The organism is Mesorhizobium sp. W016, assembly GCF_054719485.1.
The window spans coordinates 2,297,817-2,324,038 of the sequence record NZ_JBTTIF010000002.1 but is presented as its reverse complement, the minus strand read 5'-3'; the positions used below and the strand labels follow the sequence as shown (position 1 = coordinate 2,324,038).

The following is a 26,222-nucleotide window of genomic DNA, read 5'->3' as shown; positions in this document are numbered from 1 at the left end:
GCGGCAAACTCAAGCACGGCCTTGTGAAAATCGGCGGATTAACGTCGCCGTTTCGGCTTCTCCAGCAGCGCCACGGCCTCGACATGCGGCGACCACAGGAACTGGTCGATGGGCGTGACGCTCTTCAAGATGTAGCCGCCGTCAATCAGGATGCGCAGGTCGCGTGCCAGCGTCACCGGATTGCAGGAGACGGCGGCGACGAACGGCACATCCGAGCGGGCGATCTGCTTCGACTGGTCCTCGGCGCCGGCGCGCGGCGGGTCGAAGACGACGCCATCGAAAGCATTCAGCTCCTTGAACGTCAGCGGCCGCCGGAACAGGTCGCGGCGTTCGCCGGTTACCCGCTTCAGGCCGGTGGCGAAGCGCGATCCGCGGTCGAGCGCCGAAAGGGCTGCCGCGTCGCCTTCGACCGCGTGGACTTCGGATTTGGCCGCCAGCCGAAGCGCAAAGCTGCCGCAGCCGGCGAAAAGATCCGCGACTTTCCTGGCCCGCTTCAGATGTCCGCCAACGAGATCGGCCATCGTCTGCTCGGCGGCTTGCGTTGCCTGCAGGAAGGCGCCAGGCGGTATGGCGACAGCGACGGTGCCGAACATGACCACCGGCTTTTTCGGCTCGATGACAATCTCGTCGTCGATCGAAAGCCGGGCAAAGCCATTGGCCATGATGAAGTTGGAGGCGACCCGGCGCTGGTTCTCGCCCAGCTTGCCCGACTCATAGACAGCGACGTCAAGCCCCGAGCCCGTCACAGTGACCGCCATCCGGAACGATTTGGTGGTGGCGCAAACCAGGTCGGCGACCGACCTAAAACGATCGAGCGCGGCAACGATCTCCGGCAGTGAGATCGGACATTCCTCGATGGGGATGATTTCCGGCGACAGATGGCGATGGAAGCCAAGCAGCATGCCTGTGTTGGCGCGCCTGGCGGCAAGCACGACGCGGCGGCGTGTGTGTGGCGCACACGGCACCAGGGCGCCGATGTCGCCGGCAATGCCTTTCAAGGCGTGCACGACCTTGTCGCGTTTCCATTGCTGGTAAGCGTCGGCTTGCAGATGCTGGACGGCGCAGCCGCCGCATTCGGTGAAATGCCGGCAGGCCGGATCGATACGCAGCGGCGACGTCTCCAATACCGCCATCAGCATGGCGCGATCCCTCTCGCGCGCGGCGGTGACGGTCTCGCCGGGCAGGGTGAAGGGAATGAACAGCTCGCCGGTTTCCGTCTCGGCGACGCCGTCGCCCTGCGAACCCAGTCTCTTGATGGTGAAGCCCGTGCTCATCAGTCCTTGGCCCCGGCATCCTTGATCCCGGCAAGCAGGAATTCGCGGTTGCCGTCCCCGCCTTCGATCGGCGACATGTGCAAGCCCAATGTACGCCAGCCAGGGACGCCTTCGAGCCATTCCTGCAGCAAGCCGGCCACACGGGCGGCGTCATAAGGGTCTTTCAAAAGACCGCCCTTGCCGATCGCCTCGCGGCCGGCCTCGAATTGCGGCTTGACCAGAAACACCGCACGAGCGCCGTCCCGTGCCAATGCCAACGCCGGTGGCATCGCCAGTTTCAACGAGATGAAGCTGACATCGGAGACGATGAAATCGGGGATACGGCCGCCGAGATCGGCAGCCGCGAGCTCGCGAGCGTTGAGGCCCTCGATCACGGTGACGCGCGGGTCGGACGAGACACCGGGATGCATCTGGCCGTGGCCGACATCGATGGCCGTGACATGGGCCGCGCCGCGTTCGAGCAGCACCTGGGTGAAGCCGCCTGTCGAGGCGCCGATATCGAGAGCTTCACTGCCCGCGGGATCGAGACTGAAATGGTCGAGCCCGGCGATCAGCTTCAGCGCCGCGCGTGAGACATAACCCTGCGCCGGGTCGTCGATGACGATGAGACAGCGCGGCAGAACCGTCTGGCCGGGCTTGCGGGCGACCACGCCGTCGACCATCACGGTGCCGCGCTCGACCGCGTCGCGGGCGCGCGAGCGGCTCGCAAACAGGCCGCGCTGGACGAGCAATTCGTCGAGCCGCTGGCGTGTGCTGGCTGGCAGAGGGGAGTTCATCGGCCTTCATGGCGAAAGCCGGCCGCGAAGGCAAGGACATTGGCATGGGAGGACGTCGAGACCCGGGCCGCAAGCCAGTCCGCCCGGTTGAATAGCGCAGCCAGTCCGGCAAGATGTAGAGGCTCAGGCAATGCGGAGGAAGACGAATGCTGACGGGAACCTGCCATTGCGGCGCCGCCCACTGGACGCTGGAAGGCGATCCCGGCCCGATCACGGCCTGCAATTGCACGCTTTGCCGCCGCTATGGCACGCTCTGGGCCTATGACTTTGTCGACGAGCGTATCCGGCTTGCGGGGCCTGTGCAGTCCTACACCCGCGCCGGCAAGGAGACGCCGTCGCTGGAAATCCTGTTTTGCCCGACATGTGCCTGTGTGCTTGCCTGGCGCGGTTTGCGCCGCAGCGACAGCAGCCGCACGCGTATCGCCGTCAATGTCAGGCTGGCACCGCCTGAGGCGGTCGCCGACCTGCCGATCGACCATTTCGACGGGCTGGACACTTATGACGACCTGCCGCGCGATGGGCGCTGCGTGCGCGATATGTGGTTTTAGAAGATCGTCCGTGAGACCTGCCGTTCAACGGCCGGCATCAGGCCGTCGCTTCCGTCATCTGAAGCCTGCTTGCGCGGGCGCTCGACAGCAACGACTGGTGCGTCCGGCACGACGACAAGCTGCGGCACCTGCTTGTAGGAAAAAGCGCCCCTGATATCGCCCATCTTGCGGGCGACGATGCCTGCCACCGCCTGTTCGAGCTTGCGGTCATAGCGCGTCTCGGCCATGGCCGGCGCGGCGATGACGGCCAAAAGGGCCGCGCCGCACAGAAGCGTTCGCATTGTTTTTAACTCCCTGCCTAGAGGCAGTTCTAGCAGGGCGGCGTTGAAAAACGGCCAAAAGAGACGGTAAGCGAAACGCCAAAGAGAAGCGTTAACAAAGTGTTAAGCTTGCACAGGCAACTGCTTCAGCTGCGTGAGGTTTGATTCAGGCGCGCTGCGCGCGCGCGGAATGGCCGAGCGCGACGAACACGGTGCGCACGATGCCGGCCGCGTCGAGCCCGGCATCGGCATACATTTTTTCCGGCTTGGCGTGGTCGGTGAACTCGTCTGGCAGCACCAGCGGCCGAACTTTCAGACCGCTTTCCAGCAAGCCTTCATGGGCGAGGAACTGCAGCACGTGGCTGGCGAAACCGCCGACAGCGCCCTCTTCCACCGTCACCAGCACTTCGTGCGAGCGGGCAAGACGGCGGATCAAATCCTCGTCGAGCGGCTTGGCGAAACGGGCGTCCGCAACCGTTGTCGACAATCCGGCCGCGCCGAGTTCCTCGGCCGCCAGCAGGCAATCCTGCAGCCGGGTGCCAAAGGACAGAAGCGCCACCTTGGTGCCTTCCCTGACGATGCGGCCCTTGCCAATTTCGAGCACCGAGCCGCGCTCCGGCATGTCGACGCCGACGCCATTGCCGCGCGGATAGCGGAAGGCGATCGGGCCTTCGTCATAATAGCCGGCGGTGCGCACCATGTGGCGAAGCTCCGCCTCGTCGGCGGCCGCCATCACCACGAAGCCCGGCAGCGTCGCCAGGAAGGTGGTGTCGAAGGCGCCGCAATGAGTGGCGCCGTCGGCGCCGACGAAACCGGCGCGGTCGATCGGGAAACGCACCGGCAGTTTCTGGATCGCCACATCATGGACGACCTGATCGTAGGCGCGCTGCAGGAAGGTCGAATAGATGGCGGCGAAGGGCTTGTAGCCCTCGCTGGCGAGGCCGGCGGCGAAGGTCACGGCATGTTGCTCGGCAATGCCGACATCGAAGGTCCGGGTCGGAAACGCTTCGCCGAACAAATCGAGGCCGGTGCCGTTCGGCATGGCGGCGGTGACGGCGACGATGCGGTCGTCCAGGCGGGCCTCCTGGACCAGGCTCTCGGCGAACACCTTGGTGTAGGCCGGCGCATTGGCCGGGGCCTTGGTCTGCGCGCCGGTGATGACGTCGAACTTGTTGACGCCGTGATATTTGTCGGCCGCAGCCTCGGCCGGCGCGTAGCCCTTGCCCTTCTGGGTCACGACATGGATCAGCACCGGACCGTCGGCATGGTCGCGGACGTTCTTCAGCACCGGGATCAGATGCTCGAGATTGTGGCCGTCGATCGGGCCGATATGGTAGAAGCCAAGCTCCTCGAACAGCGTGCCGCCGGTGACGTAGCCGCGCGCATGCTCGACCGCCCGCTTGATGGCGCGGTCGGCGCGCTTGCCGAGATAGGAGGTCAGCTTCTTGCCGAAATCGCGCAGGCCAAGATAGGTCTTGCCCGACGCGAGCCGCGCCAGATAGGCGCTCATGGCGCCGGTCGGCGGCGCGATAGACATGTCGTTGTCGTTGAGGATGACGATCAGCCGGGCATCAAGCGCGCCGGCATTGTTCATGGCTTCATAGGCCATGCCGGCGGACATGGCGCCGTCGCCGATGACGGCAATGACATTGTTGTGGCCGCCCGAGAGGTCGCGCGCCATGGCCATGCCGAGGCCGGCGGAAATGGAGGTCGAAGAGTGCGCGGCGCCGAACGGGTCGTATTCGCTCTCGGCGCGACGGGTGAAGCCGGACAGGCCGCCCTCCTGGCGCAGCGTGCGGATGCGGTCGCGGCGGCCGGTCAGGATCTTGTGCGGATAGGCCTGGTGGCCGACATCCCAGATCACGCGGTCTTCCGGCGTGTTGAAGACATAGTGCAGCGCCACCGTCAGTTCGACGACACCGAGGCCGGCGCCGAGATGCCCGCCCGTATGCGAGACGGCATCGATCAGCTCGGCGCGCAGCTCCGAGGCCAGCTGCGGCAGCTCGCTTTCGTCAAGCTTCTTCAGGTCGGCTGGAATGCGGACCTTGTCGAGAAGCGGCGTATGCAGCGTTGCGTTCACTGGTAAAGGGCCTGCTCAGCTATGATGCGCGTCGATCATGGCGAAATATGCCTGCGTCGCCGGAATGTAAATGCGTGTCAGTGACGCGGGTGATGCTGACGTTAATTGTCCGGTAACGGAATGAACTCTTCCTCGTCTCCGGGAACGATATCGAAGCGGCCCGTCTTCCATTCCTGCTTGGCCTGTTCGATGCGTTCCTTCGACGACGAGACGAAGTTCCACCAGATGTGGCGCGGGGAGCCGAGCGAAGCGCCGCCGAAGAGCATGAAATGGGCGCCGCGCTCGGACGACACGACGATCTCGTCGCCAGGCCGGAACACCAGCAGCCGTTCGGCCGGAAAACGGTCGCCCGAGATTGAGACATCGCCGTCCAGCGTGTAGATGGCGCGTTCCTCGGCGTCGGCGGGAATTTTGACGCTGGCGCCGGGCGCCAGCCTCAGATCGGCGTAGAGCGTCTCGGTGTCGGCTCTTACCGGCGAGCGCAGTCCCTGGAAATCGCCGATCACCACGCGGCCGGAAACACCTTCGGCGTCGATCTCGGGCAGAAGGAGCGCGGCCGTGTTCTCGAACACCGGCGCCACTTCCTCCTTGCCGTCGGGCAAAGCCAGCCATGTCTGCAGGCCGGAGACCGACATCGGCGCGCCGCGCAGTTCTTCGGGCGTGCGCTCGGAATGGACAATGCCGCGGCCGGCGGTCATCAAATTCACGTCGCCGGGCTGGATGACCATCTCGGTGCCGAGCGAATTGCGGTGCCTGATATTGCCGTCGAACAGATAGGTGACGGTGGAAAGCCCGATATGCGGGTGCGGGCGCACATCCATCGCCTGCCCGGCGCGCAAGATGGCCGGCCCCATGCGGTCGAAGAAGATGAAGGGACCAACCAGCCGCCGCTTTGCCGTCGGCAGAGCGCGGCGAACCTGGAAGCCGCCAATGTCCTTGGCGTTTGGAATGACCATGAGCTCGATCTGGTCGCTGGCGAAGGCATCGCCAGGCTCAGGGTCCTTGCCGGGGAAGAAACTCATCTGGATGTCTTCAGGCGAAGCGGAGCGCCGATTTGGCTTTTGCCTTGGCCGCCACCTCTTCGCGATTGCGCGGATGATGCGTGGTTTCCAGCGAATGCAGCAATTCATGCGCCGATTCGGCGATCGCCTCGACGGCGCGGTCGAAGGCTGCCTGGTTGCGCTGCGAGGGGCGCGTCGTTCCGCTCAGTTTGCGCACGAATTGAAGGGCGGCGTCGCGGATCTCGTCATGGGTCGCCGGCGGCTCGAAATTGAACAGGGTCTTGATGTTTCTGCACATGCTTGAACTCCTATCTGCTTTATGCCCGCCCCATTCCACTACTCCGCGTCGAGCGGCTCCGTTCCCACCGGTTTGCCATCACGCGACAGCCTGATCTTCTCGACCTTGTCTTCGGCCGCCTTCAGCAGCCGGTCGCAATGGGCCTTCAGCGCCTCGCCGCGCTCATAGATCTTGATCGACTGGTCGAGCGGCACGTCGCCGCGTTCGAGATCATCGACGATCTTCTCCAGCGCGTCGAGTGCCTGCTCGAAGCTCATCGCCTTGACGTCTTCATTTGCTTCGCCAGCCATACTTTACCCCTTCATCAGCCGCCCGACATGGGCGGCCACCGAAAATGCCAGTCCTTGCAGATCGTAGCCGCCCTCGAGCAGGCTGACGAGCCGGTTGCCGCTGTGGCGCCCGGCGCGCTCCAGCAACTGGCCGGTCGCCCAGTCGAAATCGCCCTCGTTGAGGTTGATCTCGGCCAGCGGATCGCGATGGTGGGCGTCGAAACCGGCGGAAATGATGATCAGATCGGGCGCGAAATTGTCGAGCGCCGGCAGGACGCGCGACAGCAAGGCATCGCGAAAGACCTCTGAGCCGGTCTGTGGCGCCAGCGGCGCGTTGACGATGTTACCGGCGCCGGTTTCGGTCTTGGCCCCCGTGCCGGGATAGAGCGGCATCTGGTGCGTCGAACAATAGAGCACCGACGGATCGTCCCAGAAGATGTCCTGCGTGCCGTTGCCGTGATGGACGTCCCAGTCGACGATGGCGACACGCTCGGCGCCGTGTTTCTTCTGCGCATAACGCGCGGCGATGGCCGCGGTGTTGAACAGGCAAAAGCCCATCGCCGTGGTCTTTTCGGCATGGTGGCCGGGCGGACGCGCGGCGACGAAGGCGTTGGCGACACGGCCCTCGAAGACATCGTCTACGGCGGCATTGGCCGCGCCGATGGCGGTCACCACCGCCTGCCAGCTTTTCGGGCTGGCGCTGGTGTCGGCGTCGATCGGGGCAATGCCGCTTTCAGGGATCGCGGCGCGGACCCGAGCCACGAAATCCTCAGGGTGGGCATAGAGGATCGTCGCCTCGTCGCCTTGCGGCGCCGTGACCCGATCGAGCGCCGCAAAGGCCTCGTCATCGAGCACGCGCTCGATGGCGCGCAAGCGGTCGGGTCGCTCCGGATGACCGGGCGGCGTCAGATGTTCGAGGAAGATCGGATGGGTGTAGAGCCTTGTGACCATGACCCGATATAGGCGCGCCCGGCCGCTTTGACCATGGTTTGACGCCGCGCCGCCCCGACGTTCAACAGGGTTTAGGTGCTCGGCTGCGTCCAGCGCGAGCCGCCGAATGAGGCCAGCGCCTTGTCCCTGAGCTCCCGGAACTTGGACGACGCCTCGGCCAGCCGCTGGTCCCATTCGGCGTTCGGCACCTGGCCTTCAATCGTCCTAAAATAGACCTGCATCAGGCAGGCGATGGCGAAGGGTTCGATGAATGCCGCCTTGAAGGCCCAGGCCAGCAGGATCGCCAGCACGAAGGCCCAGCCGCCGAGCTGCCCCGGGATGAACCACATGATGGCGGCGGCCGGCGCCAGCATCAGCAGGAAGATGACGAAGGACACGCCCCACATGATCACCGCCAGCCAGACGGCGTTCTTGACCATGGTCTTGCCGTTCTGGGCATAGAGCACGACGCCTTGCCGCGCCGTCTCGAAGGGCGTGGACGAGTTGATGCGGATGTTGTAGCCGAGGATGATCTCGTCGACATAGGTCAGCGACAGGCGGATGACTGTGTTGATGAAAGCGACCAGGCCGCCGAGGCCCGGAATGGGCAGGAAGGCGGCGATGCCGCCGATCAGGCCGGTGATGGCGCGGATGGCGCCCTTGACCAGCTGGTCGAGCACGAAAAGGATGTTGGCCTCGGCGAAACGCTCCTTCACCACATCCTTGGCGTAGGCGATCTGGTCCTGGCCATTGGGAACGTCCCTACCGTCGATCAGATGGACCATGACGGCGATATGGCCGGCTTTGACGACGTAGAGGATGTATTCGCGGATCCAGTAAAGCGCGATCGAAACGACGCCAATGCCGACGATGCCGCCCCAGAGTGCAAAGGACAGCGGCCCGTCGGGATCGGTGGAGATGTGGCCGACGCCATAGCCGACCGAGGCGCCGCTGCCGGTCGCCACGATATAAGCCAGCGTGATGCCGAAATAGACGATCATGCGAAAGACGATGAACGGCCATGTCCTGATCATGATGGACACCGACCTGCCGATTTCGAAATCCCACATGCGCCCGAATCTCCCCTCAGAGAATGGACGGCGAGGATGATCCCGGGCCTGGAATTGTCAACATCGGCAAATCCCGAGTCGTGGGTCAGTTTGAAATCTGAAGGTGATAGTCGAACTCCCAGCGTCCCAGCCTCGTTAGTTGCGCAGCTATCGCGTCCCATGTATCGCCCTCGGTAGCTGCGCAACGATCTATGAGAAACTTTTCCAGTTCAGCGTAGTCGAATCTGAGCATGAAAATTACGCTGTCTCCAGAAAACACGTTGCCGCTTTGCGAGCGAAGAAAATAGTTCGGAGAGCAGACTGTCGCCGTAAATGCGTCGGCGCTCGCATCTCCTTCTGGGCCCGCGTAGAAATCTATAGTAATGGAAAAGTCGGTGGGATCGCGCGGCTTCCACGTGTCAAGGGCGAATGTGCCAGCTTTGGTCTCTACAACTCGGTGACCCTTGTATTGTGCTCTCATAGGGGCAATTCTCCACGCTTTCTATAGGTGCCCGCACCATCGGCTTCTCAGCTTCCTTCGCCTCGATCAGCGCAACGATGTCCGCAATCTCAAACTGATCCACTGCCAAAATGCCGGGTCTCGGCGGTGAGATTTCAGACCGGCTGAGGACCCTGCTTCTTCAGCAACCCTTCGAGCAACTGTTTGAAGGCCGCCACCACGGTCTTCGACGTCGCTTCGGGGTCGCTCGAATTGGCGATGCGCTGCGCCGCCTGGCTGCTGGCGCCGTTGATCAGCCGCGCGGCGGTTTCGGGGTCGACACCGGGGACGACCACCCCCTCCTGCTGCAGAGCGGTCAGATGATCGGTCATTGAACCGACGCAGGCATTGGCATTCGGCCATTGCGCCGGATCGCCGAGCACAGCCGGACCGTCGCGAAACATGATGCGCTGGATTTCCGGCTCCAGCGCCATCTCGATATAGGTCGTGCATTCGTCGACGAAACGCTGCCAGCGGCTTGGCGCCCGCGACGCAATCTCATGGATGCGGACGGCCATCTCGCCATCGATTTCGGCGATGACGGCCTGCAGCAGGCCCTTCTTGTCGCCGAAATGATGATAGAGCGCACCGCGCGTCAGCCCGGCCGAGGCGGTGAAGTCGTCCATCGACGCGTCGGCATAGCCGATCGTGCCGAAAGCGTGGCGGGCCGCCGTGATCAGCTTGGCGCGCGTTTCGGCAATCATCTCCTTGCGGGGTCTGTGCATGGTTCTGGCCCTATTCACATACGCCGCGTATGCCAATTGACATACGCGGCGTATCGACTACCTATATTCATACGCATCGTATGTAATTGTCGAATTGGCCTTTGTCGAGGAACCAGCCATGCAAAACCCATACTCGGAAATCTTTCGTGCCCCTGGAGCCAAGGGGTTTGCCGCCGCGGGCTTCCTCGCGCGGCTGCCGATCGCCATGGCGCCGATCGGCATCGTGGCCATGCTCTCGCAGACGCGTGGCGAATACTGGCTGGCGGGAGCTGTCTCGGCGACGTTCGCGCTGAGCAACGCTTTCGTGGCGCCGCAGATATCACGGCTGGTCGATCGCCTCGGCCAGACGCGGATCGTGATTCCGACCACCATCCTCACCGTGCTCGCCTTCGCGGTGCTGATTGCCGCAGCCAATCAAGACTGGCCGGTGTGGACGCTGTTTGTGTCGGCGCTGGCGGCCGCCGCCATGCCCAGCATGCCGGCGATGGTGCGCGCGCGCTGGACCGAGATTTTTCGCGGCCGGCCGCAGATGAACACCGCATTCGCCTTCGAATCGGCGGCGGACGAACTCGTCTACATTGCAGGCGCATCGCTGTCGGTGGGCTTGAGTGCCGCTCTGTTCCCGGAAGCCGGTGTCCTGGTCAGCACGCTATTCCTCGCCCTTGGCTCGGCAGCCTTCATCCTGCAGCGTTCGACCGAACCACAAGTGCGGCCGGTGGACCATGTCTCGAGCGGCTCGGCAATCCGGCTCAGGCCGGTGCAGATCATCACCTTCGCCCTGATCTTCGTCGGCGCCACCTTCGCGACGACGGAAGTGAGCACGGTGGCGATCACCAAGGAACTCGGCCAGCCGGGCGCCGCCAGCCTCGTCATCGGCGTCTATGCGCTGGGATCGTTCGTGCTCGGCCTCGTCGTCGGTGCGCTCAACCTGAAAGCGCCGCTGCAGCGCCAGTTGGCCCTCGCGGTCGCCCTCGTTGCGCTCGGCACATTGCTGCCGCTCACCGCCGACACGGTGCCGCTGCTGGCGCTGACCGTTTTCATCAGCGGCGTGGCGATCTCGCCAACCTTCATCACCGCCTTCGGCCTGATCGAACGCCACGTGCCGGAAGCGATGCTGACCGAAGGCATCACCTGGGTGATGACAGGCATCGGCATCGGCATGGCGCTCGGTTCGTTTGCCGCCGGTGCGGTGGTGGATGAATTCGGCGCCCGCAACGGGTTCTGGGTCTCGGTGGCGGCCGGCGTCATCGCATTGGTCACGGTGTTGCTGGGCCAGCGCAGCCTGGCCACCCACACATGCGAGCTGGACGGATGCGACGCGGCCGCCGTTCCCGCGGAATAAACGCACAAGCGTCCGGTCGGGAACGCGGATCGGACGCAGCTTCTCCAAAGGAGCGCGGCTCCCTACGACTGTTCAAGCCTCTTGCGGATCTCGTTTCCATCGAGAACGACAACAGGACTTCCCAGTGTCTCAACCATATCCGGGTTCAGATGGGGTATGGTTTCAGCGCGCCCGACCATCGGCGGACATTCTCCGGCGCAATACACGACCGAGCTGGTGACACGCAGGATTTTCCACAGCGCTTCGTAGAGGCGCGGATCGTCGGGCGGCCGCGCGACGGTGAAGCCTGAACATCGCGAGGCATCGCCGGGGTCGAAATTGAGATAGAGGTCGGCCGACGACGCATCGTCATAGGCGACGACCCAGCAGGTGAATTCAGGTTCACGCCTGGTGACGAACGGCGCGAAGGCATCCTCGACGATCGATGTGGGGAAGTAGCTCTCTTCGCCATCTTCAAAGCAATTGAGATAGGCCTCGAAGCTCATCCGACCGCCCCCTGTCCCCTAGAAAATCTCGGTCTTGGCGATATGAATGCCAAAGCCCTCAAGCCCGACATAGTGGCGTTCGCGCGAGGCGATCAAATTGATCGAGGAGATGCCGAGATCCTTGAGAATCTGCGCGCCGAGGCCGATTTCTCGCCACTCGTTCTCACGGCGGCGGGCCTCTTCGTGGTCCTCACGGTCGGCACTCATCGGCCGGTTGCGCTCCTGATGGGCGACGCCGACCGAACCCTCTCGGAGGTAAACGATGACGCCGCGCTTGCGTTCGCCCATCGCCTTCATAATGGCGTCGAGCCGGTGGCTGGTGCCGAACACGTCGGTCACCACATCCTCCGAATGCAGCCGCACCGGCACGTCCTCGCCGTCACGGATGTCGCCGAAAACGACCGCGACATGGTGCATGGAATCCCAGGGCAGCGTGTAGGTGAAGACCTGTGCCTTGCCGCCGAGTGTGTCGATTTCGGAGCAGGCGACGCGTTCGACCAGCGTTTCCTTGCGCTGCCGGTAGGCGATGAGGTCGGCGACCGAAACCTGCTTGAGGCCATGTTCCTCGGCAAAGCTCGCCACCTGCGGGCCGCGCTTGACGGTGCCGTCGTCATTGACCAACTCCGAGATCACGCCAACCGGCGGCAGGCCGGCAAGCTTGCAGAGATCGACCGCGGCTTCGGTATGGCCCGAACGCATCAGCACGCCGCCTTCCCTAGCGATCAGCGGGAAGATGTGGCCGGGGCGAACGAAATCCGAACCGCCGACATTGCCGTTGGCCAGGTTGCGCACGGTCAGCGTGCGGTCCTCGGCCGAAATGCCGGTGGTGGTGCCATGCTTGAAATCGACGCTGACGGTAAAGGCCGTGGTGTGGGCGGAATCATTGTCGGCGACCATTGGCTGCAGATTGAGCCGCTTGGCCTCCTCGCGCGGCATCGGCGTGCAGACGATGCCGGAGGTGTGACGGATGATGAAGGCCATTTTCTCCGGGCTGCAATGCACGGCGGCAACGATCAGGTCGCCCTCGTTCTCACGCCCGTCATCGTCCATGACGACGACGATCTCGCCGCGCTCGAAGGCGCGGATGGCTTCGACGATTTTCTTCTGATCGTATGGCATTGGCTCGCTTCGCTCGCAGGGAATAGGGGTTGGGCAGTAGGAGTTAGGGAAGGAAGTACGGGCTGGCTTATTGCCTAATCCCTACTGCCTAATCCCCGGCCTGTCTGTCCCCGGTGCCGCAGATAATGGTCGGCGATGGCGCAGGCAACCATGGCTTCGCCGATCGGCACGGCGCGGATGCCGACGCAGGGGTCGTGGCGGCCCTTGGTCATGACGTCGACGTCGTTGCCGTCCTTGTCGATGGATTTTCGCGGCGTCAGGATCGACGAGGTCGGCTTGACGGCGAAGCGGGCGACGATCGCCTGGCCGGTCGAGATGCCGCCCAGAATGCCGCCGGCATTGTTGGACAGGAAGACCGGCTTGCCGTCATTGCCGATGCGCATCTCGTCGGCATTCTGTTCGCCGGTGATGCGCGCGGCTTCGAAACCGTTGCCGATCTCGACGCCCTTGACGGCGTTGATCGACATCAGGCCGGACGCGATGTCCTGGTCGAGCTTGGCATAGATCGGCGCGCCAAGGCCGGCTGGCACGCCGTCGGCGATGATTTCAATAACCGCGCCCACCGAGGAGCCGGATTTGCGGATGCCGTCGAGATAGCTGGTGAAGACCGGAACCGAGGCCGGATCGGGGGTGAAGAACGGGTTTTCGGCGTCACCGATGAAATTCCAGTTCCAGTTGGCGCGGTCGATCGATTTTTCGCCCATCGAGACCAGCGCGCCGCGCACCACCATTCCGGGCACCACCTTGCGCGCCAAGGCGCCGGCCGCCACGCGAGCGGCCGTCTCGCGCGCCGAGGAACGACCGCCGCCGCGATGGTCGCGCAGGCCGTATTTGACGTCATAGGTGTAGTCGGCGTGGCCGGGCCGGTACTGGCGGGCAATGTCGCCATAGTCCTTGGAGCGCTGGTCAACATTCTCGATCTGCATCGAGACGGGCGTGCCGGTGGTGATCATCGTCTCGCCGTCCTCGTCGAGGATGAAGCCGGATAGCACGTTCACCTCGTCCGGTTCGCGGCGCTGGGTCACAAAACGCGACTGGCCGGGACGGCGCTTGTCGAGTTCGGCCTGTATCTCTTGCCGCGTGAAGCGGATGCCGGGCGGGCAGCCATCGACCACGCAGCCGAGCGACGGGCCATGGCTTTCGCCCCAGGTGGTGACGCGGAAGAGATGGCCGAACGTGTTGTGAGACATGAATTTTAGCCCTGCCCGGCAGCGGACCGGATCAAAGGTGCGTTCTATTGGCGTTTTCCACAGCGGTCAAACTGTGATCCGGCGGTTTTAGTTTTGACACATTCGGTTGGTTTCTGCTCTCTTCCATCCGCCCGTTGAAAGCTCGCCGCCATCCGTGCAGGCGCAATGACAAAGAGGACGACGATGCGTACCCTGATTGGCGCTGCTGCCGCCATGTTGCTGATTTCCACCGCCGCCTATGCCGGCCAGACCGAAGGCCTGATCAAGAAGGTCGACAAGGACGCGCTGACGCTGACGCTGGAGGACGGCAAGTCCTTCAAGCTCAACGCCGAGACCGATCTCGATTCGCTGAAGCCGGGCATGGATATCGTCATTGCCTATGACGTGACGAATGGCGAGAACGTCGTCACCGATATGGAACTGCCCGACACCGAATAAGACCGACGCCGAACAGGGTCTTGCCGCTCGGCGGAGCCCTGCCCGGATAAACAGGACAGTCGTCCTGTTTATCTGCTCCAACCTAAAGCCAATCCAGACGCCCGTCCTGCAGCCTGAGCACCCGGTCCTGCCGCACTTCCAGGTTTGCCGCTTCGTGTTCGGAAACACCTTCGACCATCCTGAACAGGGTCCGCACGACGCCACCATGCGTGACGCAGACCGTCTGGCGGTCGAGCGCGTCGAACCACGGCTTCACCCGTTCGAGCAGCATCTGGTAGCTTTCGGCGCCCTCCCCCGGCGGCTGGAAATTCCATTTGTTGCGCCGTCGCGCCTTCGCCGAGCCCGGCATTCGCGTATCGAGTTCGGCATAGGTAAAGCCCTGCCAGTCGCCAAAGTGCACCTCGACCAGACGCGGGTCGGTGCGGTAGGCATCGGGATCGAGTTGCATCGCCAAGCGTAGCCGCTGCATCGTCTCGCGCGTCCGCTTCATCGGACTGGCGACAAAGTCGAAATCCTCAGGGTTCTGGATCAGCTCGGCCAGCCGCCGCCCATTGCGGGTCGCCTGCTCGCGGCCGAGTGCGTTGAGATCGGTGTCGGCCTGGCCCTGCAGCCGCGACTCGGCATTCCACTGCGTCTGGCCATGGCGCACGATGTAGACGAGCGGAACCATCAGGTCTTCCGGAAATCAGGACAGGCAGGCGGAAACCGCGGCAGAACTATTCCTTGACGGTCGAAATATCCGGCGCGTCGACCGACTTCATGCCGACGACGTGATAGCCGGAATCGACATGGTGCACCTCGCCGGTGACGCCACGCGACAGGTCCGACAGGAAATAGACGGCGGAATCGCCGACTTCTTCCTGGGTGACGGTCTGCTTGAGCGGCGAATTGTATTCGTTCCACTTCAAAATGTAGCGGAAGTCGCCGATGCCCGAAGCAGCCAAGGTCTTGATCGGCCCGGCCGAGATAGCGTTGACGCGGATCTTCTTGCCGCCGAGGTCGACGGCGAGATAGCGCACGCTGGCTTCGAGCGCTGCCTTGGCGACACCCATGACGTTGTAATGCGGCATAACCTTTTCGGCGCCATAATAGGTCAGCGTCAGCAGCGAGCCGCCATCGGTCATCAGCGCTTCGGCGCGCTTGGCGATGGTGGTGAAGGAATAGACCGAAATGTCCATGGTGCGCAGGAAATTGTCGCGCGTCGTCTCGACATAGCGTCCGGTCAACTCGTCCTTGTCGGAAAAGGCGATGGCATGGACGAGGAAGTCGAGCTTGCCGCCCCAATGCCTAGCGACATTGGCAAACACCTCGTCGAGGCTCGCCGGATCAGTGACATCGCAATGACCGGCGACAAAGGCGCCCAATTCCGCAGCCAGCGGCTCGACGCGCTTCTTGAACGCCTCGCCCTGATAGGTCAGCGCGATCTCGGCGCCATGGTCGACGCAGGCCTTGGCGATGCCGTAGGCAATCGATCTGTTGTTGGCGACGCCCAGTATAAGCCCGCGCTTGCCGGCCATTAGGCCCTGTCCACCCGCCATGTCAGCGCTCTCCGAAAGGTTTTCTGCTTTGGAGTGCCTATCGCACAGGCAGAAAGGCGCATCAAGCACAGACGGGGCGCGCGTTCAATTCAGACACTCGGCGAGACAACGAATGGGGGATAATAAGGTTGTTGTGAGATTTGAACGCCTCACTGCGGCCAGCGCGCCTTGATGGCCCAGGCCCGGCCGACCAGCCGAATCGGCTGGCCGGCAACGCATCGGCCCTATCCAGCCATTTTGCGCCAGGGAATGAGCATTCCCACCTGCTTGCGGTAGCTTCGGTACTGATCGCCGAACATCGCGACGAGATCGCGTTCCTCGAGGAAGATGCCGAGCAGGATGTAGCCGGTGCTGCCCACCGCGAACAGGAGATGGCCCCATGTCATGGACGGCGTCGCCCAGAAGGCCAGGAGAAAGCCGACATAGAGCGGGTGCCGGACCCATTTGTAGAACAGCGGCGTCCTGAACACGGGCGGCGCCGGTTCGCTCTTGCGCAAAGCGGCGAGAACCTGGCGCAGGCCGAACAGTTCGAAATGGTTGATCAGAAAGGTGCTGGTCAACAATACCGCCCAGCCGAACCAGAACACGCCATGGATGACGGCGACCCAGACCGGGTTCTCGACCGTCCAGACGAGACCGGGAATCGGCCGCCATTGCCAGTAGAGCAGCAGCAGGATGAGGCTGGCCAAAAGCACATAGGTGCTGCGTTCGGCCGCGTGCGGGACAATCCGTGTCCACCAGCGCTTGAAAACCGGCCGCGCCATGATGCTGTGCTGGGCGGCGAAAAGGCCGAGCAGCAGCGCATTGACGATGACGGCTTCGACCGGACTTCCAGCGACTCCGGAATCGATGGATTTCGGCACGACCAGGTTGCCGACGAAACCGACCGCATAGAGGAACGAACCGAGAAAAATCAGGTATGCGGCAACGCCGTAGATAAGGGTGATTACGCCCGCCATGACTGCCCCTCCATGCAAGCATCAGTATTCGGTCGGTCGACCGAATTCAGCGTCAAAAACCATAAATTTTCTGACGAGTCAACTTGATCGGTCGCTCGACCGAGATAGAGTGGAGGGACGTCCAGCCCCGGACAGGAGAAGCTATGATCCGCCCAGATTGCACCGCTAACAGCGGCAGCCACGCCGCATGACGGACGCTGCCGAAGCCGTTGCCCCGCCGCAGAACAAGCAAAAGCGCGACACGCGCGCCGAACTGATTTCGGCTGCCGAGTTATGCCTCCATCGAGGCGGTTATGCCGATCTGTCGACGCGCCGCGTTGCCGAGATCGCCGGCGTTCCGCTCAGCCAGATCCATTACCATTTCGGCTCCAAGGAACGGCTGTTCCTGGCCCTGCTCGACCATCTGAACGAGGGCCTGCTGAAGCGCCAGGCGGAGACTTTTGCGGCACCTATGCCGCTGTGGCAACGCTGGGAGCGCGCTTGCGATTTCCTCGACGATGATCTGGCGTCCGGCTATGTCCGGATCCTGCACGAGATGATCGCGGCAAGCCTGTCGAGCCCCGAGATCGCCAAGGCGGTGCGCCGCGACCTGCGCGGCTGGTTCGAACTGCTGGACGGACTGGCGCAAGAGGCGGAGCGGCGGTTCGGCGGCCTCGGGCCATTCTCCGCCGCCGAAGTAACCAGCCTGGTCAGCGCCGCATTCCTCGGCAGCGAGACGATGATCCTGCTTGAGATCGAGAGCCCGCATGTCCCGGTGCGGCAGGCGTTGCGCCGCTTCGGCGAAACCATCCGGCGGATGGAGGAAGCAGCGCCCGGCAGCTAGCCAGACAAGTCGAGCCGCGTCAGCCTTTGCGGCTGCGCATCAGCGCTTCGAGTTCGCTGTCGCCGCCTTCCGGCAGCATGATGCGGACATGGGCGTAGAGATCGCCATGGCCACCCGCCTTTTCCGGCAAGCCCCTGCCCTTCAGGCGCAGCACCTTATCGGAGCTCGACCAAGCCGGAATGTTGACCGCCAGCCTGCCGGTCGGCGTGTCGACCGGCACCTTGGCGCCCAGCACCGCGTCGGCCAACGCTACCTCCAGATCGGCATGCAGGTCACGGCCCTCGATGCGGTAGCGCGGGTGCCTGCGGATACGGATCTTGACCAGCGCATCGCCCGGCTGTCCCGGCCCCTGCTCGCCCTGGCCCTTCAGCCGGATGGTCTGTCCGTCCTCGACATAGACCGGCAGCTTGACCGCAATCTTGCGGCCGTCGGGAAACATCGCCGTCACCTTTTCGGCGGTCGCTATCTCCTCGATGGTGACGTCGAGCGTGACGTTCAGATCGGCGGCGGTCGCCTGCTGGCGGCGGTCGCCTGTTCCGGCGCCGCGCGCGCCGGAAAAGGCGTCGCCGAAGATCTGGCTGAAAATGTCGCTGTTGCCGTCGAACGGATCGCCGCCCGGACGCCCCGATCGGAATTCGAAGCGCGAGCCGCCGGCGCCCTGCTGGCGGCGGAAGCCACCGAACGGATCGCCGCCGCCGGCTGCGCCCTCGAAGCCCTGGAATTTCGGCTTGCCGTCGGCGTCGATCTCGCCGCGGTCGAAGGCCGCACGGTTCTTCTCGTCGCCGACGACCTCATAGGCCTGATTGGCGGCGGCAAAACGGTCCTTGGCCTTGGGATCATTCGGATTCTGGTCCGGATGATACTTCTTGGCGAGCTTGCGGTAAGCCGATTTTATGTCCTTGGCCGATGCGTTCTTGGCAACGCCCAGCACCTCATAGGGGTCGCGCATGCGTCCTGCCCTGGAAAATGAGTTAAATCCACGTTGGCCCTTATATGCGCTCCCATAGGAAGAAATTCCAGTGGCGCGCAGGCTTATCGAGGGTTGAAATTGCGATGCCCGCAAACCTCGAAAATCAGAGCGGTTTGAAGTCCTGCATGTGCCAGCCGCCGGCCGCGGCGATGCACAATTGCCCCTTGAACAAAGCGACGCCGTCGAAGCTTTCGCGCGAGGCGGTAAAGCTGCGGCAGGCCTGGCCGTTGTCCTGCACTTCGGCGAGTTCGGTGATGGAGCCCCGCGAGCCGGTGTCGGCATTCGCCCACGGCACGGCCTGGCCGCGAAGCTCCTCGATGTCGGCCGAAGACACCGCATTGCCGATCGTGGTCTGGTCGGAAGCGCTGTCGGCGTCCGTCGATGTCACCCTCGCCGGCGCGCTTGAGGTGACGATGGAACGGTCGACCTCGGCCTTTTCCAGGCTGAAGCCGCCGGCGCCGCAGGCGGCAAGTGGCAGGGCGATAATCACGATCACGGCTTTCGAACTGGCCGAAGCGATAACGCTCCATTGCCCGCTGTCAAAAGCTTGCGCGATACGCGACAATCGGCAACCTCCTGAAGCTCGAGACAATTTGAGAAAAACTATGAGTGACACTGAGTTAACAAGTAGTGACTTTACCGAAGCCGCCGAGCCGTTCCGGCTCTTTGCCGAGTGGCTGGAGGACGCCAAGAAAAGCGAAATCAACGACGCCAACGGCGTAGCACTTGCAACCGTCGATGCCGACGGCATGCCGGATGTGCGGATGGTGCTGCTCAAGGGTTTCGATGAAAGCGGCTTTGTCTTCTACACGAATTTCGAGAGCGCCAAGGGCCGCGAGATTCTTGGCAGCATGAAGGCGGCGATGTGCTTCCACTGGAAATCGCTGCGCCGCCAGGTGCGCATACGCGGTCCGGTGGAGATCGTCAGCGACGCTGAAGCCGACGCCTATTACGCGACGCGGCCGCGCGGCAGCCGGATCGGCGCATGGGCTTCGAAACAGTCGCGGCCGCTGGAAAGCCGCTTTGCCCTGGAGAAGGCGGTGGCCGAATACACGGCGCGCTACCCTATCGGCGAAATCCCGCGGCCAAAGCACTGGTCGGGCTTCCGCATCGTGCCGCAGGCGATCGAGTTCTGGCACGACCGGCCATTCCGGCTGCACGATCGGCTGGTCTTTTCGCGCAACGCCGAAGGCGGCTGGGACAAGACACGGCTTTATCCCTGAGGATAAGTTCAGGCCTTCTTGCGCGTCATGAAGGCCGTCAACGCGGCGCGCGCTTCGTCGGACTTCAGCCGCTCGGAGAAACGCTCGCTCTCCACCTTGATGCGGGCGACAAGCTCGTCGCGCGGGGCGCGCATCAGGTCACGAGCGATCTTCAGCGCCTGCGGCGGCTTGGCGGCGATCGCGCCGGCCGCGGCGAGTGCCGCGGCTTCTAGCCCGTCCTCCTCGACCACCTCATAGATCAGGCCGGCGGCCTTGGCGCGTTCGGCGGAAAAACCTTCGCCGAGTCCAAGCAGCGCAAAGGCGCCCTGCCTGCCGAGGATGAGCGGCGCCAGCAGGCTGGAGCCCGCCTCCGGCACCAGGCCGAGGTCGACGAAGGGTGTGCGGAACACCGTGCGCGGCGTGGCGAAAGTCAGGTCGCAATGCAAATTGAGCGTGGTGCCGATGCCGACCGCAATGCCGTCGACGCCGGAGACCATCGGCTTCTCCGTTTTGGCCAGCGCCATCAGGAAGTCCCAGACCTCGTTGCCGCCCTCACCGCCGGTGGCGATGACCAGGAAATCGGCGAGATCGTTGCCGGAAGAGAAGGCGCCAGGCACACCGAGGAAGACATGGACGCGAACCGCCGGGTCGGCATCGCCATCGGCCAGCGCCTTGGACATTGTCGCGTACATGGCGCGCGTCAGTGCGTTCTTCTTGTCGGGACGGTTCATGCGGATGATCTGGATGGCGCCCTGGCGCTCGACGAGAATATGGTCTGTCACGGTCATTCTTCCCTGGTGAGCGCTCTGGTATTCAGGCCGTTATCAGCGCCTTGCCGGCGGTAGCGAGGCTCTCGGCGCCATCGATGACGCGTTCCTTCAAGGCGCTGACTTCGCCGAGCAGGTTTTCGGCGAAAAAGCGGCAAAGGGCGATGCGGCTCTGCTGGGCAAGTCCGCCACGCGCCAGATAAGCGCCGCCGGCAGCAAGCGAGATCAGCCTGAGATAGGGGGTCGCACCGGCTTGCGCTTCGTCCAGACGGCCGTCGGCCAGCAGCTTCTGCAGGAAGCGCGTCGCCTCGGTGAGATCGTCGAACGCCTGGTCAAGCGCTTCGGCGGTGCGGCCGAAGCCCTGCAGGTTCGAGGTCCGCACCTCGTCGGCGATGGCCTTCAGTTCGGCGATATAGCCATGCACATGCTCGCCGCCGCCAAGCGGCAATTTGCGGGCTACAAGGTCGATCGCCTGGATGCCGTTGGTGCCTTCATAGATCGGCGCAATGCGGGAGTCGCGATAGAGCGCGGCCGCGCCCGTCTCCTCGATGAAGCCCATACCGCCGTGGACCTGGACGCCGAGCGATGCGACATCGACGCCGATATCGGTGGAAAAGGCCTTGGCCAGCGGCGTCAGCAGATTGGCGCGATCGCGCCAATGCGCGGCCTCCTCGCCTGTCGACACACGCGCAAAGTCGATGGCATAGGCGCAGGAATACGAGATGGCGCGGGCGATCTGGGTCAAAGCCTTCATGGTCAAGAGATTGCGCTGCACGTCGGGGTGATGGACGATCGGCGCCATCCCGGCGCCTGAAAAGTCCGATGCCTTGCCCTGGCGGCGCTCATTGGCATAGGCGATCGCCTTCTGCGTCGCGGCTTCGGCCACTGCCACGCCCTGCATGCCGACGCAAAGCCTCGCGTTGTTCATCATGGTGAACATGCAGGCGAGCCCCTTGTTCTCCTCGCCGATCAGCCAACCGACGGCGCCGGGCGCAGCACCCTGGAACCCGTCGCCATAGATCATGGTGCAAGTCGGCGAGGCATGGATGCCGAGCTTGTGCTCGAGGCCGGAACAGAAGACGTCGTTGCGGGCACCGAGCGAGCCGTCATCATTGACCAGGAATTTCGGCACCAAAAACAGCGAGATGCCGCGCGTGCCGGCCGGTGCGTCGGGCAGCCGCGCCAGCACCAGATGGATGATGTTGTCGGTGAAATCATGCTCGCCATAGGTGATGAAGATCTTCTGGCCGAAGATGCGGTAGGTGCCGTCGCCGGCAGGCTCGGCGCGACTGCGCAAGGCGGCGAGATCGGAACCGGCCTGCGGCTCGGTCAGGTTCATCGTCCCCATCCACTCGCCGGAGACGAGCTTTGCCAGATACTTTGCCTTCAGCGCTTCGGAGGCATGCTTGTCCAGCGCCTCGACGGCGCCCATGGTCAGCGTCGGGCCGATGCCGAAGGCCATGGCGGCGGAGTTCCACATTTCGAGCGCGGCAACGCCGAGCATGGTCGGCAGGCCCTGGCCACCGAATTCTTCCGGTCCGGACAGCGCGTTCCAGCCACCGCCGATCCAGCTGCGGTAAAGCGCCCTCCAGCCAGGCGGCATGGTCACGGCTGCATCCTTCAGCACCGCGCCGTGCTCGTCGCCGATCTTGTAGAGCGGCGCCACTTCCTCGCTGGCGAAGCGGCCGGCCTCGGCCAGGATGGCGTCGACAAGGTCTTCGCCGAGGTCGCCGAACGCGCCGCTGTCGAGCGCCGGTTTGAGCCCGGCGACATGCTTGAGCGTGAACGAAATGTCGTCGACCGGGGCCTTGTACATGCCGCTTTCTCCTCCGCTGCTCCGACTGCTCGATCCTAGGACCCGGGCCGATGCAAAACCATCCGCCTCTGGGCGGCCTCCGACCTTCTTTTTACGTAAACGTCAAACTTTGTCACGCGGATTTTCATCGAACTTCGTCGTCCACAGGTGGAGCGGGAGCGTAGCGGATGCCGAGTACCATGTCGCGACCTCGCGCTAAGGGCGCAACGGTGCAGAATTCCGCGCCGTGGCAACGCTTCGAAGTCGCGGAATGCATACTATGGTCCGCGCCGCGTCGCTTCGCTCCTTGCTTCGCCATAGACTGACGAAATCGCGAGAGCGACAGGACTCCTGCCCGAAAGCACTTCCTTAACCATACCGGTCCACCATCGGTGTTTGGTCAGCGGGGATCCCCTGTTTGAAAACGCCGGCGCATCTTCTTCGCCGCTCAGCGATCGCTCTCGCGGCGATGATGGCGCTGACGTCAGCGGCTACAGCCTCGAACTTTTCCGAGCCTTGGCGGGATGGCGACCGCGCGCTGGTGGTCGACGCCTATGAATACAATTCCATCGAGTGGGCGCAGCTTGCCACCGACAAGCGCATTGTCGGCTTCATCAACAAGGCCTCCGACGGGCTGCCGCCGCCCTATTTCTGCTATGGCGACGAGATCGCCGTCAAACTCTGCAAGACGCTGTGGAAACGCTTTGCGGTGACGCGCGAGCTGTTCCAGACGCGCAAGGTGGTGGCCAAGGCGCTCGGGCTGAAATGGGGCGCCTATCATCTTGCCCGGCCCGGCAACCCGCTCGAGCAGGCCAACAGCTTCATCGACTTCGCCGAACCGGCGGCGGACGATCTGCTCGCCCTCGATCTCGAAGGCAACGACCCCTCGCAATGGATGTCGCTCGAGGATGCCGAGGAATTCGTGCGCCAGGTGCACCGGCGGCTCGGCCGTTTCCCGATCCTCTACACCAACGGCAAGACCGCCCAGTACATCGCCGACAACCGCTACCAATACCGTCTGCTGTCGCGGCTGCCGCTCTGGTATGCGCGCTACAAGCCCGACATCGACGTGCACTTTCCGATGGGCAACTGGCAGGGCTATGCGCTGTGGCAATTTTCGGCGCAGGCCAATTGCGGCCGCCTGCGCTGCCCCTACCGGGTCCCCGGCACGCCCAACGACATCGACGTCAACGTCGCGCCGATGGACGCGGCGGCACTGCGCCAGCAATGGCCCTTCGGCGGCCTGATCGACGTGCCGCCCGACTACCTCGCCTCGATCCCGGTGCCGGTGTCGCGCGCGGCCGGGCTCGCCGGCAAAGTCACCATCACATACGCCGATGTGGCGACGCCACCGACGGTCGAGGAAATGGTGGCGGTGCTCGGCGCGCGCTGGCAGACATTCCGCGCCGCCTTCCGCATGCCGGTGGTCAAGACGGTGCCGCGCCGCGCGCGCTTCGGCATTGCCGAGTATGTCGCCTGGAAGCGGACCACGTATCGTTCGGAGGCTCTGCTCGAGGCCGCCTTCTCGCAGGCCGCCGACCCGGTCAGCACCGCTTCGACGGAACTGGTTCGCGAGCGCTGAGGCTTATGTGGCGGCGCTGGCATTTTCCCGCGCCACCGCCTGCCAGCCTATGTCGCGGCGGCAGAAGCCTTGCGGCCAGTCGATACGGTCGAGCGCGGCGTAAGCGCGGCTTTGCGCTTCACCCACCGTCTTGCCTGATGCCGTGACGTTGAGCACGCGGCCGCCATTGGCGACCAGCGCGCCGCCATTGATGGCAGTGCCGGCATGGAAAATCTCAACGCCTTCGCCAGCGGCTTCGTCGAGACCCCGAATGACCGAGCCTTTTTCCGGCGTCCCGGGATAGCCCTGTGCCGCCATCACCACGGTCAGCGCGGCATCGTCGCGCCAGCGGATCGAACTGTGCGCCAACTGGCCGTCGACGGCGGCGTTGAGCAGCACCAGCAGATCATCCTTCAGCCGCATCATCAGCACCTGACACTCGGGATCGCCGAAGCGGGTGTTGTATTCGATCAGCTTCGGCCCCTTGTCGGTGATCATCAGCCCGGCAAACAGAATACCGGCGAACGGCGCGCCAAGCTCGGCCATGCCGCGCATGGTCGGCTCGACGATCTCGCGCATGGTGCGCTCGACCATTTCGGGGCTCATCACCGGCGCCGGCGAATAGGCGCCCATGCCGCCGGTGTTGGGGCCGGTATCGCCATCGCCGACGCGCTTGTGGTCCTGCGCGGTGCCAAAGGGAAGTGCGGTCGTGCCGTCGCACAGGCAGAAGAAACTCGCCTCCTCGCCGGTCATGAATTCCTCGACTACTACCTCAGCGCCGGCGTCACCGAATGCGCCGTCGAAACAAGCATCGAGGGCGGCGCGCGCCTCGTCCAGCGTCATGGCGATGGTGACGCCCTTGCCGGCGGCAAGCCCGTCGGCCTTGATGACGATCGGCGCGCCGACCTTTTCGACATAGGCTTTCGCCGAGGCAAGATCGGTGAAGCGGCCATAGGCGGCGGTCGGGATGCCGTATTTGGCGCAAAGGTCCTTGGTAAAACCTTTCGAGCCTTCGAGCCGCGCTGCCCGCTTCGACGGGCCGAAGACGCGGATGCCTTCGCCGCGCAGGTCGTCGGCAATGCCGGCGACCAGCGGCCCTTCCGGCCCGACGACGACGAGGTCGATCGCGTTGTCCTTGCAGAAGCTGGCAACAGCGGCATGGTCGGCGATGTCGAGCTTGACCAGTTCGGCCTCGTGGGCGATGCCCGGATTGCCGGGCGCGGCATAGAGCCTGGTCAAAAGCGGCGAGGCCGCGATCTTCCAGGCCAGGGCATGTTCGCGGCCGCCGGAGCCGATCAACAAAACGCGCATGCCGATGTCCCTTGTCATTTCACGACAGGGACTGCGCTATTGCCCCGGGCGGCGCGGGTCAAGAGTTTTACCTTGCGCCATACCGGTTGCGCACGGGAACGTCGCGCCGAGAGCACGGCGTCCCCGGCCGGTATCAGCTCTGGAAGACGACCGGGAACCAGTCCTCGCGCAGTTTCTGGCCGGGCTTCATGTCATGCCCGGGATAGGGCGGCGAGGTACGGCCGGGGCGCTCGACATAGCGCGCATCGTCGCCGACCCAGCGCAGCGACAGCGCCCGGCGACGCGCCGCGGTCGGATTGCCGCGCGCACCATGCGCGGTGCGGAAGTCGAACAGGATGGCGTCGCCCGGCTCCATCTCCCATTCGAGCACCTTCAGCGACGGGTCCTTGTCTGGATCCGGCACGGGCAGATAATCGCCCTCGCCGGCATAGAAATTGCTGTCATCGAGCCAGCGCACCGGCAGGATCATCTTGTCCCATTTGTGCGAGCCGGCGATCAGCCGCAGCGTCGCTTCCTTGACCGGATCGATCGGAATCCAGAAGCTGACGGTCTGGGTGCCATCGACGAAGTAATACGGGATGTCCTGGTGCCAAGGCGTCGGCTTTTGCGTGCCCGGTTCCTTGACCAGCACATGGTCGTGGAAGAACTGGGCGCTGCGCGACTGCATCGCCGCTGCCGCGAGTTCCGCGGCCGGGGAATTGCGCACCACGTCGACGAATTCGGGAATGCGCTCCCAATTGCAGTAATCGTCGAAGAAGCTGCCCTTGCCGTTGGCGATGTCCGAGGCCGTGGCGCTGCGGTTTTGCATGTTGCGCTCGATGCCGGCGGCGATGGTGCCGACCCAGTCCTTGAAGGCGCCGCGTATGCAGACCGCGCCGTCGCGCTGGTAGTCGGCAATCGCTGCGGCATCAATATGTCTGGCGGCCATCTCATGTCTTCCCTGTTTCGATGACCGACTATCGCAGCCGCCGCACATCGCGTAAAATAATAACGTCTCATCTCTCTTATAGTTT

At 63.9% G+C, this 26,222-nt stretch carries 29 protein-coding genes; 6 read left to right on the top strand and 23 right to left on the bottom strand.

All coding sequences use genetic code 11. The annotated features are described in order from the left end of the window. Nucleotides 1-38: 38 nt before the first annotated feature. The gene (locus ACYG9V_RS11545) at nucleotides 39-1,274 is read right to left on the bottom strand and encodes a class I SAM-dependent RNA methyltransferase (RefSeq protein ID WP_352763061.1); all 1,236 of its coding nucleotides are present in this window, start codon (nucleotides 1,272-1,274) and stop codon (nucleotides 39-41) included. Further along, the gene (locus ACYG9V_RS11540) at nucleotides 1,274-2,050 is read right to left on the bottom strand and encodes a TlyA family RNA methyltransferase (protein ID WP_352763063.1); all 777 of its coding nucleotides are present in this window, start codon (nucleotides 2,048-2,050) and stop codon (nucleotides 1,274-1,276) included. The genes ACYG9V_RS11545 and ACYG9V_RS11540 overlap by 1 nt, the downstream gene beginning before the upstream one ends. 146 nt (nucleotides 2,051-2,196) lie before the next feature. Between ACYG9V_RS11540 and ACYG9V_RS11535 the strand changes: the two genes are divergently transcribed. Then, nucleotides 2,197-2,598 (top strand): GFA family protein, encoded by a 402-nt coding sequence (locus ACYG9V_RS11535; protein WP_023668428.1) that lies wholly within the window; start codon nucleotides 2,197-2,199, stop codon nucleotides 2,596-2,598. Here ACYG9V_RS11535 and ACYG9V_RS11530 read toward each other — a convergent pair. The 9 genes from ACYG9V_RS11530 to ACYG9V_RS11490 form a co-directional block, all read right to left on the bottom strand. Continuing rightward, nucleotides 2,595-2,879, bottom strand: coding sequence for a hypothetical protein (locus ACYG9V_RS11530; RefSeq protein ID WP_023668429.1), 285 nt, complete (start codon nucleotides 2,877-2,879; stop codon nucleotides 2,595-2,597). The genes ACYG9V_RS11535 and ACYG9V_RS11530 overlap by 4 nt on opposite strands. A 145-nt stretch (nucleotides 2,880-3,024) precedes the next feature. Then, nucleotides 3,025-4,938: a 1-deoxy-D-xylulose-5-phosphate synthase gene (gene dxs / locus ACYG9V_RS11525; protein WP_023702019.1), complete on the bottom strand. Its 1,914-nt coding sequence runs from the start codon at nucleotides 4,936-4,938 to the stop codon at nucleotides 3,025-3,027. 101 nt (nucleotides 4,939-5,039) lie between these two features. After that, nucleotides 5,040-5,960, bottom strand: a complete 921-nt coding sequence (locus ACYG9V_RS11520; RefSeq protein WP_460221949.1) for a pirin family protein — start codon at nucleotides 5,958-5,960, stop codon at nucleotides 5,040-5,042. A gap of 10 nt (nucleotides 5,961-5,970) precedes the next feature. Continuing rightward, on the bottom strand, nucleotides 5,971-6,237 hold the full coding sequence (locus tag ACYG9V_RS11515; protein WP_023668432.1) for a DUF2277 domain-containing protein: 267 nt from the start codon (nucleotides 6,235-6,237) through the stop codon (nucleotides 5,971-5,973). Between the two features lie 38 nt (nucleotides 6,238-6,275). After that, nucleotides 6,276-6,527: an exodeoxyribonuclease VII small subunit gene (locus ACYG9V_RS11510; protein WP_023668433.1), complete on the bottom strand. Its 252-nt coding sequence runs from the start codon at nucleotides 6,525-6,527 to the stop codon at nucleotides 6,276-6,278. A gap of 3 nt (nucleotides 6,528-6,530) precedes the next feature. Further along, complete coding sequence (locus tag ACYG9V_RS11505) at nucleotides 6,531-7,457, bottom strand: histone deacetylase family protein (RefSeq protein ID WP_023692080.1); 927 nt, start codon at nucleotides 7,455-7,457, stop codon at nucleotides 6,531-6,533. Nucleotides 7,458-7,528: 71 nt separating this feature from the next. Further along, entirely contained in the window at nucleotides 7,529-8,506 is a 978-nt protein-coding gene (locus ACYG9V_RS11500) for a hypothetical protein (protein ID WP_352763064.1), read from the bottom strand. Nucleotides 8,507-8,591: 85 nt separating this feature from the next. After that, nucleotides 8,592-8,966, bottom strand: coding sequence for an Imm8 family immunity protein (locus ACYG9V_RS11495; RefSeq protein WP_023692082.1), 375 nt, complete (start codon nucleotides 8,964-8,966; stop codon nucleotides 8,592-8,594). 134 nt (nucleotides 8,967-9,100) lie between these two features. Beyond that, the gene (locus tag ACYG9V_RS11490; RefSeq protein ID WP_352763065.1) at nucleotides 9,101-9,709 is read right to left on the bottom strand and encodes a TetR/AcrR family transcriptional regulator; all 609 of its coding nucleotides are present in this window, start codon (nucleotides 9,707-9,709) and stop codon (nucleotides 9,101-9,103) included. Between the two features lie 118 nt (nucleotides 9,710-9,827). On the opposite strand from ACYG9V_RS11490, the gene ACYG9V_RS11485 reads away from it, so the two are divergent. Beyond that, nucleotides 9,828-11,051, top strand: a complete 1,224-nt coding sequence (locus ACYG9V_RS11485) for an MFS transporter (protein ID WP_352763068.1) — start codon at nucleotides 9,828-9,830, stop codon at nucleotides 11,049-11,051. Nucleotides 11,052-11,113: 62 nt separating this feature from the next. Here ACYG9V_RS11485 and ACYG9V_RS11480 read toward each other — a convergent pair whose 3' ends face one another. The 3 genes from ACYG9V_RS11480 to aroC form a co-directional block, all read right to left on the bottom strand. Beyond that, nucleotides 11,114-11,536: a hypothetical protein gene (locus ACYG9V_RS11480; RefSeq protein ID WP_023685408.1), complete on the bottom strand. Its 423-nt coding sequence runs from the start codon at nucleotides 11,534-11,536 to the stop codon at nucleotides 11,114-11,116. A gap of 18 nt (nucleotides 11,537-11,554) precedes the next feature. Then, nucleotides 11,555-12,655, bottom strand: coding sequence for a 3,4-dihydroxy-2-butanone-4-phosphate synthase (gene ribB / locus ACYG9V_RS11475; RefSeq protein WP_023685407.1), 1,101 nt, complete (start codon nucleotides 12,653-12,655; stop codon nucleotides 11,555-11,557). A gap of 74 nt (nucleotides 12,656-12,729) precedes the next feature. Beyond that, a complete protein-coding gene (gene aroC, locus ACYG9V_RS11470) occupies nucleotides 12,730-13,845 on the bottom strand; it encodes a chorismate synthase (protein WP_352763070.1) in 1,116 nt (371 codons plus the stop codon). Between the two features lie 183 nt (nucleotides 13,846-14,028). Between aroC and ACYG9V_RS11465 the strand changes: the two genes are divergently transcribed. Then, nucleotides 14,029-14,283, top strand: coding sequence for a DUF1344 domain-containing protein (locus ACYG9V_RS11465; protein WP_023685405.1), 255 nt, complete (start codon nucleotides 14,029-14,031; stop codon nucleotides 14,281-14,283). 82 nt (nucleotides 14,284-14,365) lie between these two features. Here the strand turns inward: ACYG9V_RS11465 and ACYG9V_RS11460 are convergent, their stop codons facing one another. The 3 genes from ACYG9V_RS11460 to mddA all read right to left on the bottom strand — a co-directional run bounded on the left by ACYG9V_RS11460 (nucleotide 14,366) and on the right by mddA (nucleotide 16,780). After that, nucleotides 14,366-14,953 carry a histidine phosphatase family protein gene (locus ACYG9V_RS11460; RefSeq protein ID WP_023747553.1) on the bottom strand — a complete coding sequence of 196 codons (588 nt, stop codon included), beginning with the start codon at nucleotides 14,951-14,953 and terminating at the stop codon, nucleotides 14,366-14,368. A 46-nt stretch (nucleotides 14,954-14,999) separates the two neighbouring features. After that, entirely contained in the window at nucleotides 15,000-15,821 is an 822-nt protein-coding gene (fabI, locus tag ACYG9V_RS11455; RefSeq protein ID WP_352760765.1) for an enoyl-ACP reductase FabI, read from the bottom strand. Nucleotides 15,822-16,045: 224 nt separating this feature from the next. Then, nucleotides 16,046-16,780 carry a methanethiol S-methyltransferase gene (gene mddA, locus ACYG9V_RS11450; protein WP_352763073.1) on the bottom strand — a complete coding sequence of 245 codons (735 nt, stop codon included), beginning with the start codon at nucleotides 16,778-16,780 and terminating at the stop codon, nucleotides 16,046-16,048. A 187-nt stretch (nucleotides 16,781-16,967) separates the two neighbouring features. Here mddA and ACYG9V_RS11445 point away from each other — a divergent pair, with 187 nt between their 5' ends. After that, nucleotides 16,968-17,603 (top strand): TetR/AcrR family transcriptional regulator, encoded by a 636-nt coding sequence (locus tag ACYG9V_RS11445; protein ID WP_352562632.1) that lies wholly within the window; start codon nucleotides 16,968-16,970, stop codon nucleotides 17,601-17,603. Between the two features lie 19 nt (nucleotides 17,604-17,622). Here the strand turns inward: ACYG9V_RS11445 and ACYG9V_RS11440 are convergent, their stop codons facing one another. Together ACYG9V_RS11440 and ACYG9V_RS11435 are read right to left on the bottom strand one after the other, a co-directional pair. Continuing rightward, complete coding sequence (locus ACYG9V_RS11440) at nucleotides 17,623-18,552, bottom strand: DnaJ C-terminal domain-containing protein (protein WP_023692090.1); 930 nt, start codon at nucleotides 18,550-18,552, stop codon at nucleotides 17,623-17,625. A 124-nt stretch (nucleotides 18,553-18,676) separates the two neighbouring features. Further along, nucleotides 18,677-19,138 carry an RT0821/Lpp0805 family surface protein gene (locus tag ACYG9V_RS11435; protein WP_023687129.1) on the bottom strand — a complete coding sequence of 154 codons (462 nt, stop codon included), beginning with the start codon at nucleotides 19,136-19,138 and terminating at the stop codon, nucleotides 18,677-18,679. Between the two features lie 28 nt (nucleotides 19,139-19,166). Here ACYG9V_RS11435 and pdxH point away from each other — a divergent pair, with 28 nt between their 5' ends. Beyond that, complete coding sequence (pdxH, locus tag ACYG9V_RS11430) at nucleotides 19,167-19,796, top strand: pyridoxamine 5'-phosphate oxidase (RefSeq protein ID WP_081725434.1); 630 nt, start codon at nucleotides 19,167-19,169, stop codon at nucleotides 19,794-19,796. A gap of 8 nt (nucleotides 19,797-19,804) precedes the next feature. Here pdxH and ACYG9V_RS11425 read toward each other — a convergent pair whose 3' ends face one another. Both ACYG9V_RS11425 and ACYG9V_RS11420 read right to left on the bottom strand, forming a co-directional pair. Further along, nucleotides 19,805-20,557, bottom strand: coding sequence for a crotonase/enoyl-CoA hydratase family protein (locus ACYG9V_RS11425; RefSeq protein WP_023738480.1), 753 nt, complete (start codon nucleotides 20,555-20,557; stop codon nucleotides 19,805-19,807). A 31-nt stretch (nucleotides 20,558-20,588) separates the two neighbouring features. Continuing rightward, on the bottom strand, nucleotides 20,589-22,358 hold the full coding sequence (locus tag ACYG9V_RS11420; RefSeq protein ID WP_023752611.1) for an acyl-CoA dehydrogenase family protein: 1,770 nt from the start codon (nucleotides 22,356-22,358) through the stop codon (nucleotides 20,589-20,591). A 448-nt stretch (nucleotides 22,359-22,806) separates the two neighbouring features. On the opposite strand from ACYG9V_RS11420, the gene ACYG9V_RS11415 reads away from it, so the two are divergent. Next, nucleotides 22,807-23,919 (top strand): glycoside hydrolase family 25 protein, encoded by a 1,113-nt coding sequence (locus tag ACYG9V_RS11415; protein ID WP_352763091.1) that lies wholly within the window; start codon nucleotides 22,807-22,809, stop codon nucleotides 23,917-23,919. Nucleotides 23,920-23,922: 3 nt separating this feature from the next. Here ACYG9V_RS11415 and purD read toward each other — a convergent pair whose 3' ends face one another. Both purD and ACYG9V_RS11405 read right to left on the bottom strand, forming a co-directional pair. Continuing rightward, the gene (gene purD, locus ACYG9V_RS11410) at nucleotides 23,923-25,209 is read right to left on the bottom strand and encodes a phosphoribosylamine--glycine ligase (protein WP_352763075.1); all 1,287 of its coding nucleotides are present in this window, start codon (nucleotides 25,207-25,209) and stop codon (nucleotides 23,923-23,925) included. 133 nt (nucleotides 25,210-25,342) lie between these two features. Continuing rightward, a complete protein-coding gene (locus tag ACYG9V_RS11405) occupies nucleotides 25,343-26,137 on the bottom strand; it encodes a phytanoyl-CoA dioxygenase family protein (RefSeq protein ID WP_023706642.1) in 795 nt (264 codons plus the stop codon). Nucleotides 26,138-26,222 lie beyond the last annotated feature (85 nt).

Coding starts and splice junctions, on each gene's coding strand:
- ACYG9V_RS11515 (WP_023668432.1), bottom strand. CDS start 6,237: ATGTGCAGAAACATCAAGACCCTGTTCAATTTCGAGCCGCCGGCGACC.
- ACYG9V_RS11505 (WP_023692080.1), bottom strand. CDS start 7,457: ATGGTCACAAGGCTCTACACCCATCCGATCTTCCTCGAACATCTGACG.
- ACYG9V_RS11495 (WP_023692082.1), bottom strand. CDS start 8,966: ATGAGAGCACAATACAAGGGTCACCGAGTTGTAGAGACCAAAGCTGGC.
- fabI (WP_352760765.1), bottom strand. CDS start 15,821: ATGGCGGGTGGACAGGGCCTAATGGCCGGCAAGCGCGGGCTTATACTG.
- ACYG9V_RS11540 (WP_352763063.1), bottom strand. CDS start 2,050: ATGAACTCCCCTCTGCCAGCCAGCACACGCCAGCGGCTCGACGAATTG.
- purD (WP_352763075.1), bottom strand. CDS start 25,209: ATGCGCGTTTTGTTGATCGGCTCCGGCGGCCGCGAACATGCCCTGGCC.
- ACYG9V_RS11520 (WP_460221949.1), bottom strand. CDS start 5,960: ATGAGTTTCTTCCCCGGCAAGGACCCTGAGCCTGGCGATGCCTTCGCC.
- ACYG9V_RS11465 (WP_023685405.1), top strand. CDS start 14,029: ATGCGTACCCTGATTGGCGCTGCTGCCGCCATGTTGCTGATTTCCACC.
- mddA (WP_352763073.1), bottom strand. CDS start 16,780: ATGGCGGGCGTAATCACCCTTATCTACGGCGTTGCCGCATACCTGATT.
- ACYG9V_RS11480 (WP_023685408.1), bottom strand. CDS start 11,536: ATGAGCTTCGAGGCCTATCTCAATTGCTTTGAAGATGGCGAAGAGAGC.
- ACYG9V_RS11460 (WP_023747553.1), bottom strand. CDS start 14,953: ATGGTTCCGCTCGTCTACATCGTGCGCCATGGCCAGACGCAGTGGAAT.
- ACYG9V_RS11420 (WP_023752611.1), bottom strand. CDS start 22,358: ATGTACAAGGCCCCGGTCGACGACATTTCGTTCACGCTCAAGCATGTC.
- ACYG9V_RS11535 (WP_023668428.1), top strand. CDS start 2,197: ATGCTGACGGGAACCTGCCATTGCGGCGCCGCCCACTGGACGCTGGAA.
- ACYG9V_RS11510 (WP_023668433.1), bottom strand. CDS start 6,527: ATGGCTGGCGAAGCAAATGAAGACGTCAAGGCGATGAGCTTCGAGCAG.
- aroC (WP_352763070.1), bottom strand. CDS start 13,845: ATGTCTCACAACACGTTCGGCCATCTCTTCCGCGTCACCACCTGGGGC.
- ACYG9V_RS11440 (WP_023692090.1), bottom strand. CDS start 18,552: ATGCGCGACCCCTATGAGGTGCTGGGCGTTGCCAAGAACGCATCGGCC.
- ribB (WP_023685407.1), bottom strand. CDS start 12,655: ATGCCATACGATCAGAAGAAAATCGTCGAAGCCATCCGCGCCTTCGAG.
- ACYG9V_RS11530 (WP_023668429.1), bottom strand. CDS start 2,879: ATGCGAACGCTTCTGTGCGGCGCGGCCCTTTTGGCCGTCATCGCCGCG.
- ACYG9V_RS11485 (WP_352763068.1), top strand. CDS start 9,828: ATGCAAAACCCATACTCGGAAATCTTTCGTGCCCCTGGAGCCAAGGGG.
- ACYG9V_RS11500 (WP_352763064.1), bottom strand. CDS start 8,506: ATGTGGGATTTCGAAATCGGCAGGTCGGTGTCCATCATGATCAGGACA.
- ACYG9V_RS11405 (WP_023706642.1), bottom strand. CDS start 26,137: ATGGCCGCCAGACATATTGATGCCGCAGCGATTGCCGACTACCAGCGC.
- ACYG9V_RS11445 (WP_352562632.1), top strand. CDS start 16,968: ATGACGGACGCTGCCGAAGCCGTTGCCCCGCCGCAGAACAAGCAAAAG.
- ACYG9V_RS11415 (WP_352763091.1), top strand. CDS start 22,807: ATGATGGCGCTGACGTCAGCGGCTACAGCCTCGAACTTTTCCGAGCCT.
- ACYG9V_RS11490 (WP_352763065.1), bottom strand. CDS start 9,709: ATGCACAGACCCCGCAAGGAGATGATTGCCGAAACGCGCGCCAAGCTG.
- ACYG9V_RS11545 (WP_352763061.1), bottom strand. CDS start 1,274: ATGAGCACGGGCTTCACCATCAAGAGACTGGGTTCGCAGGGCGACGGC.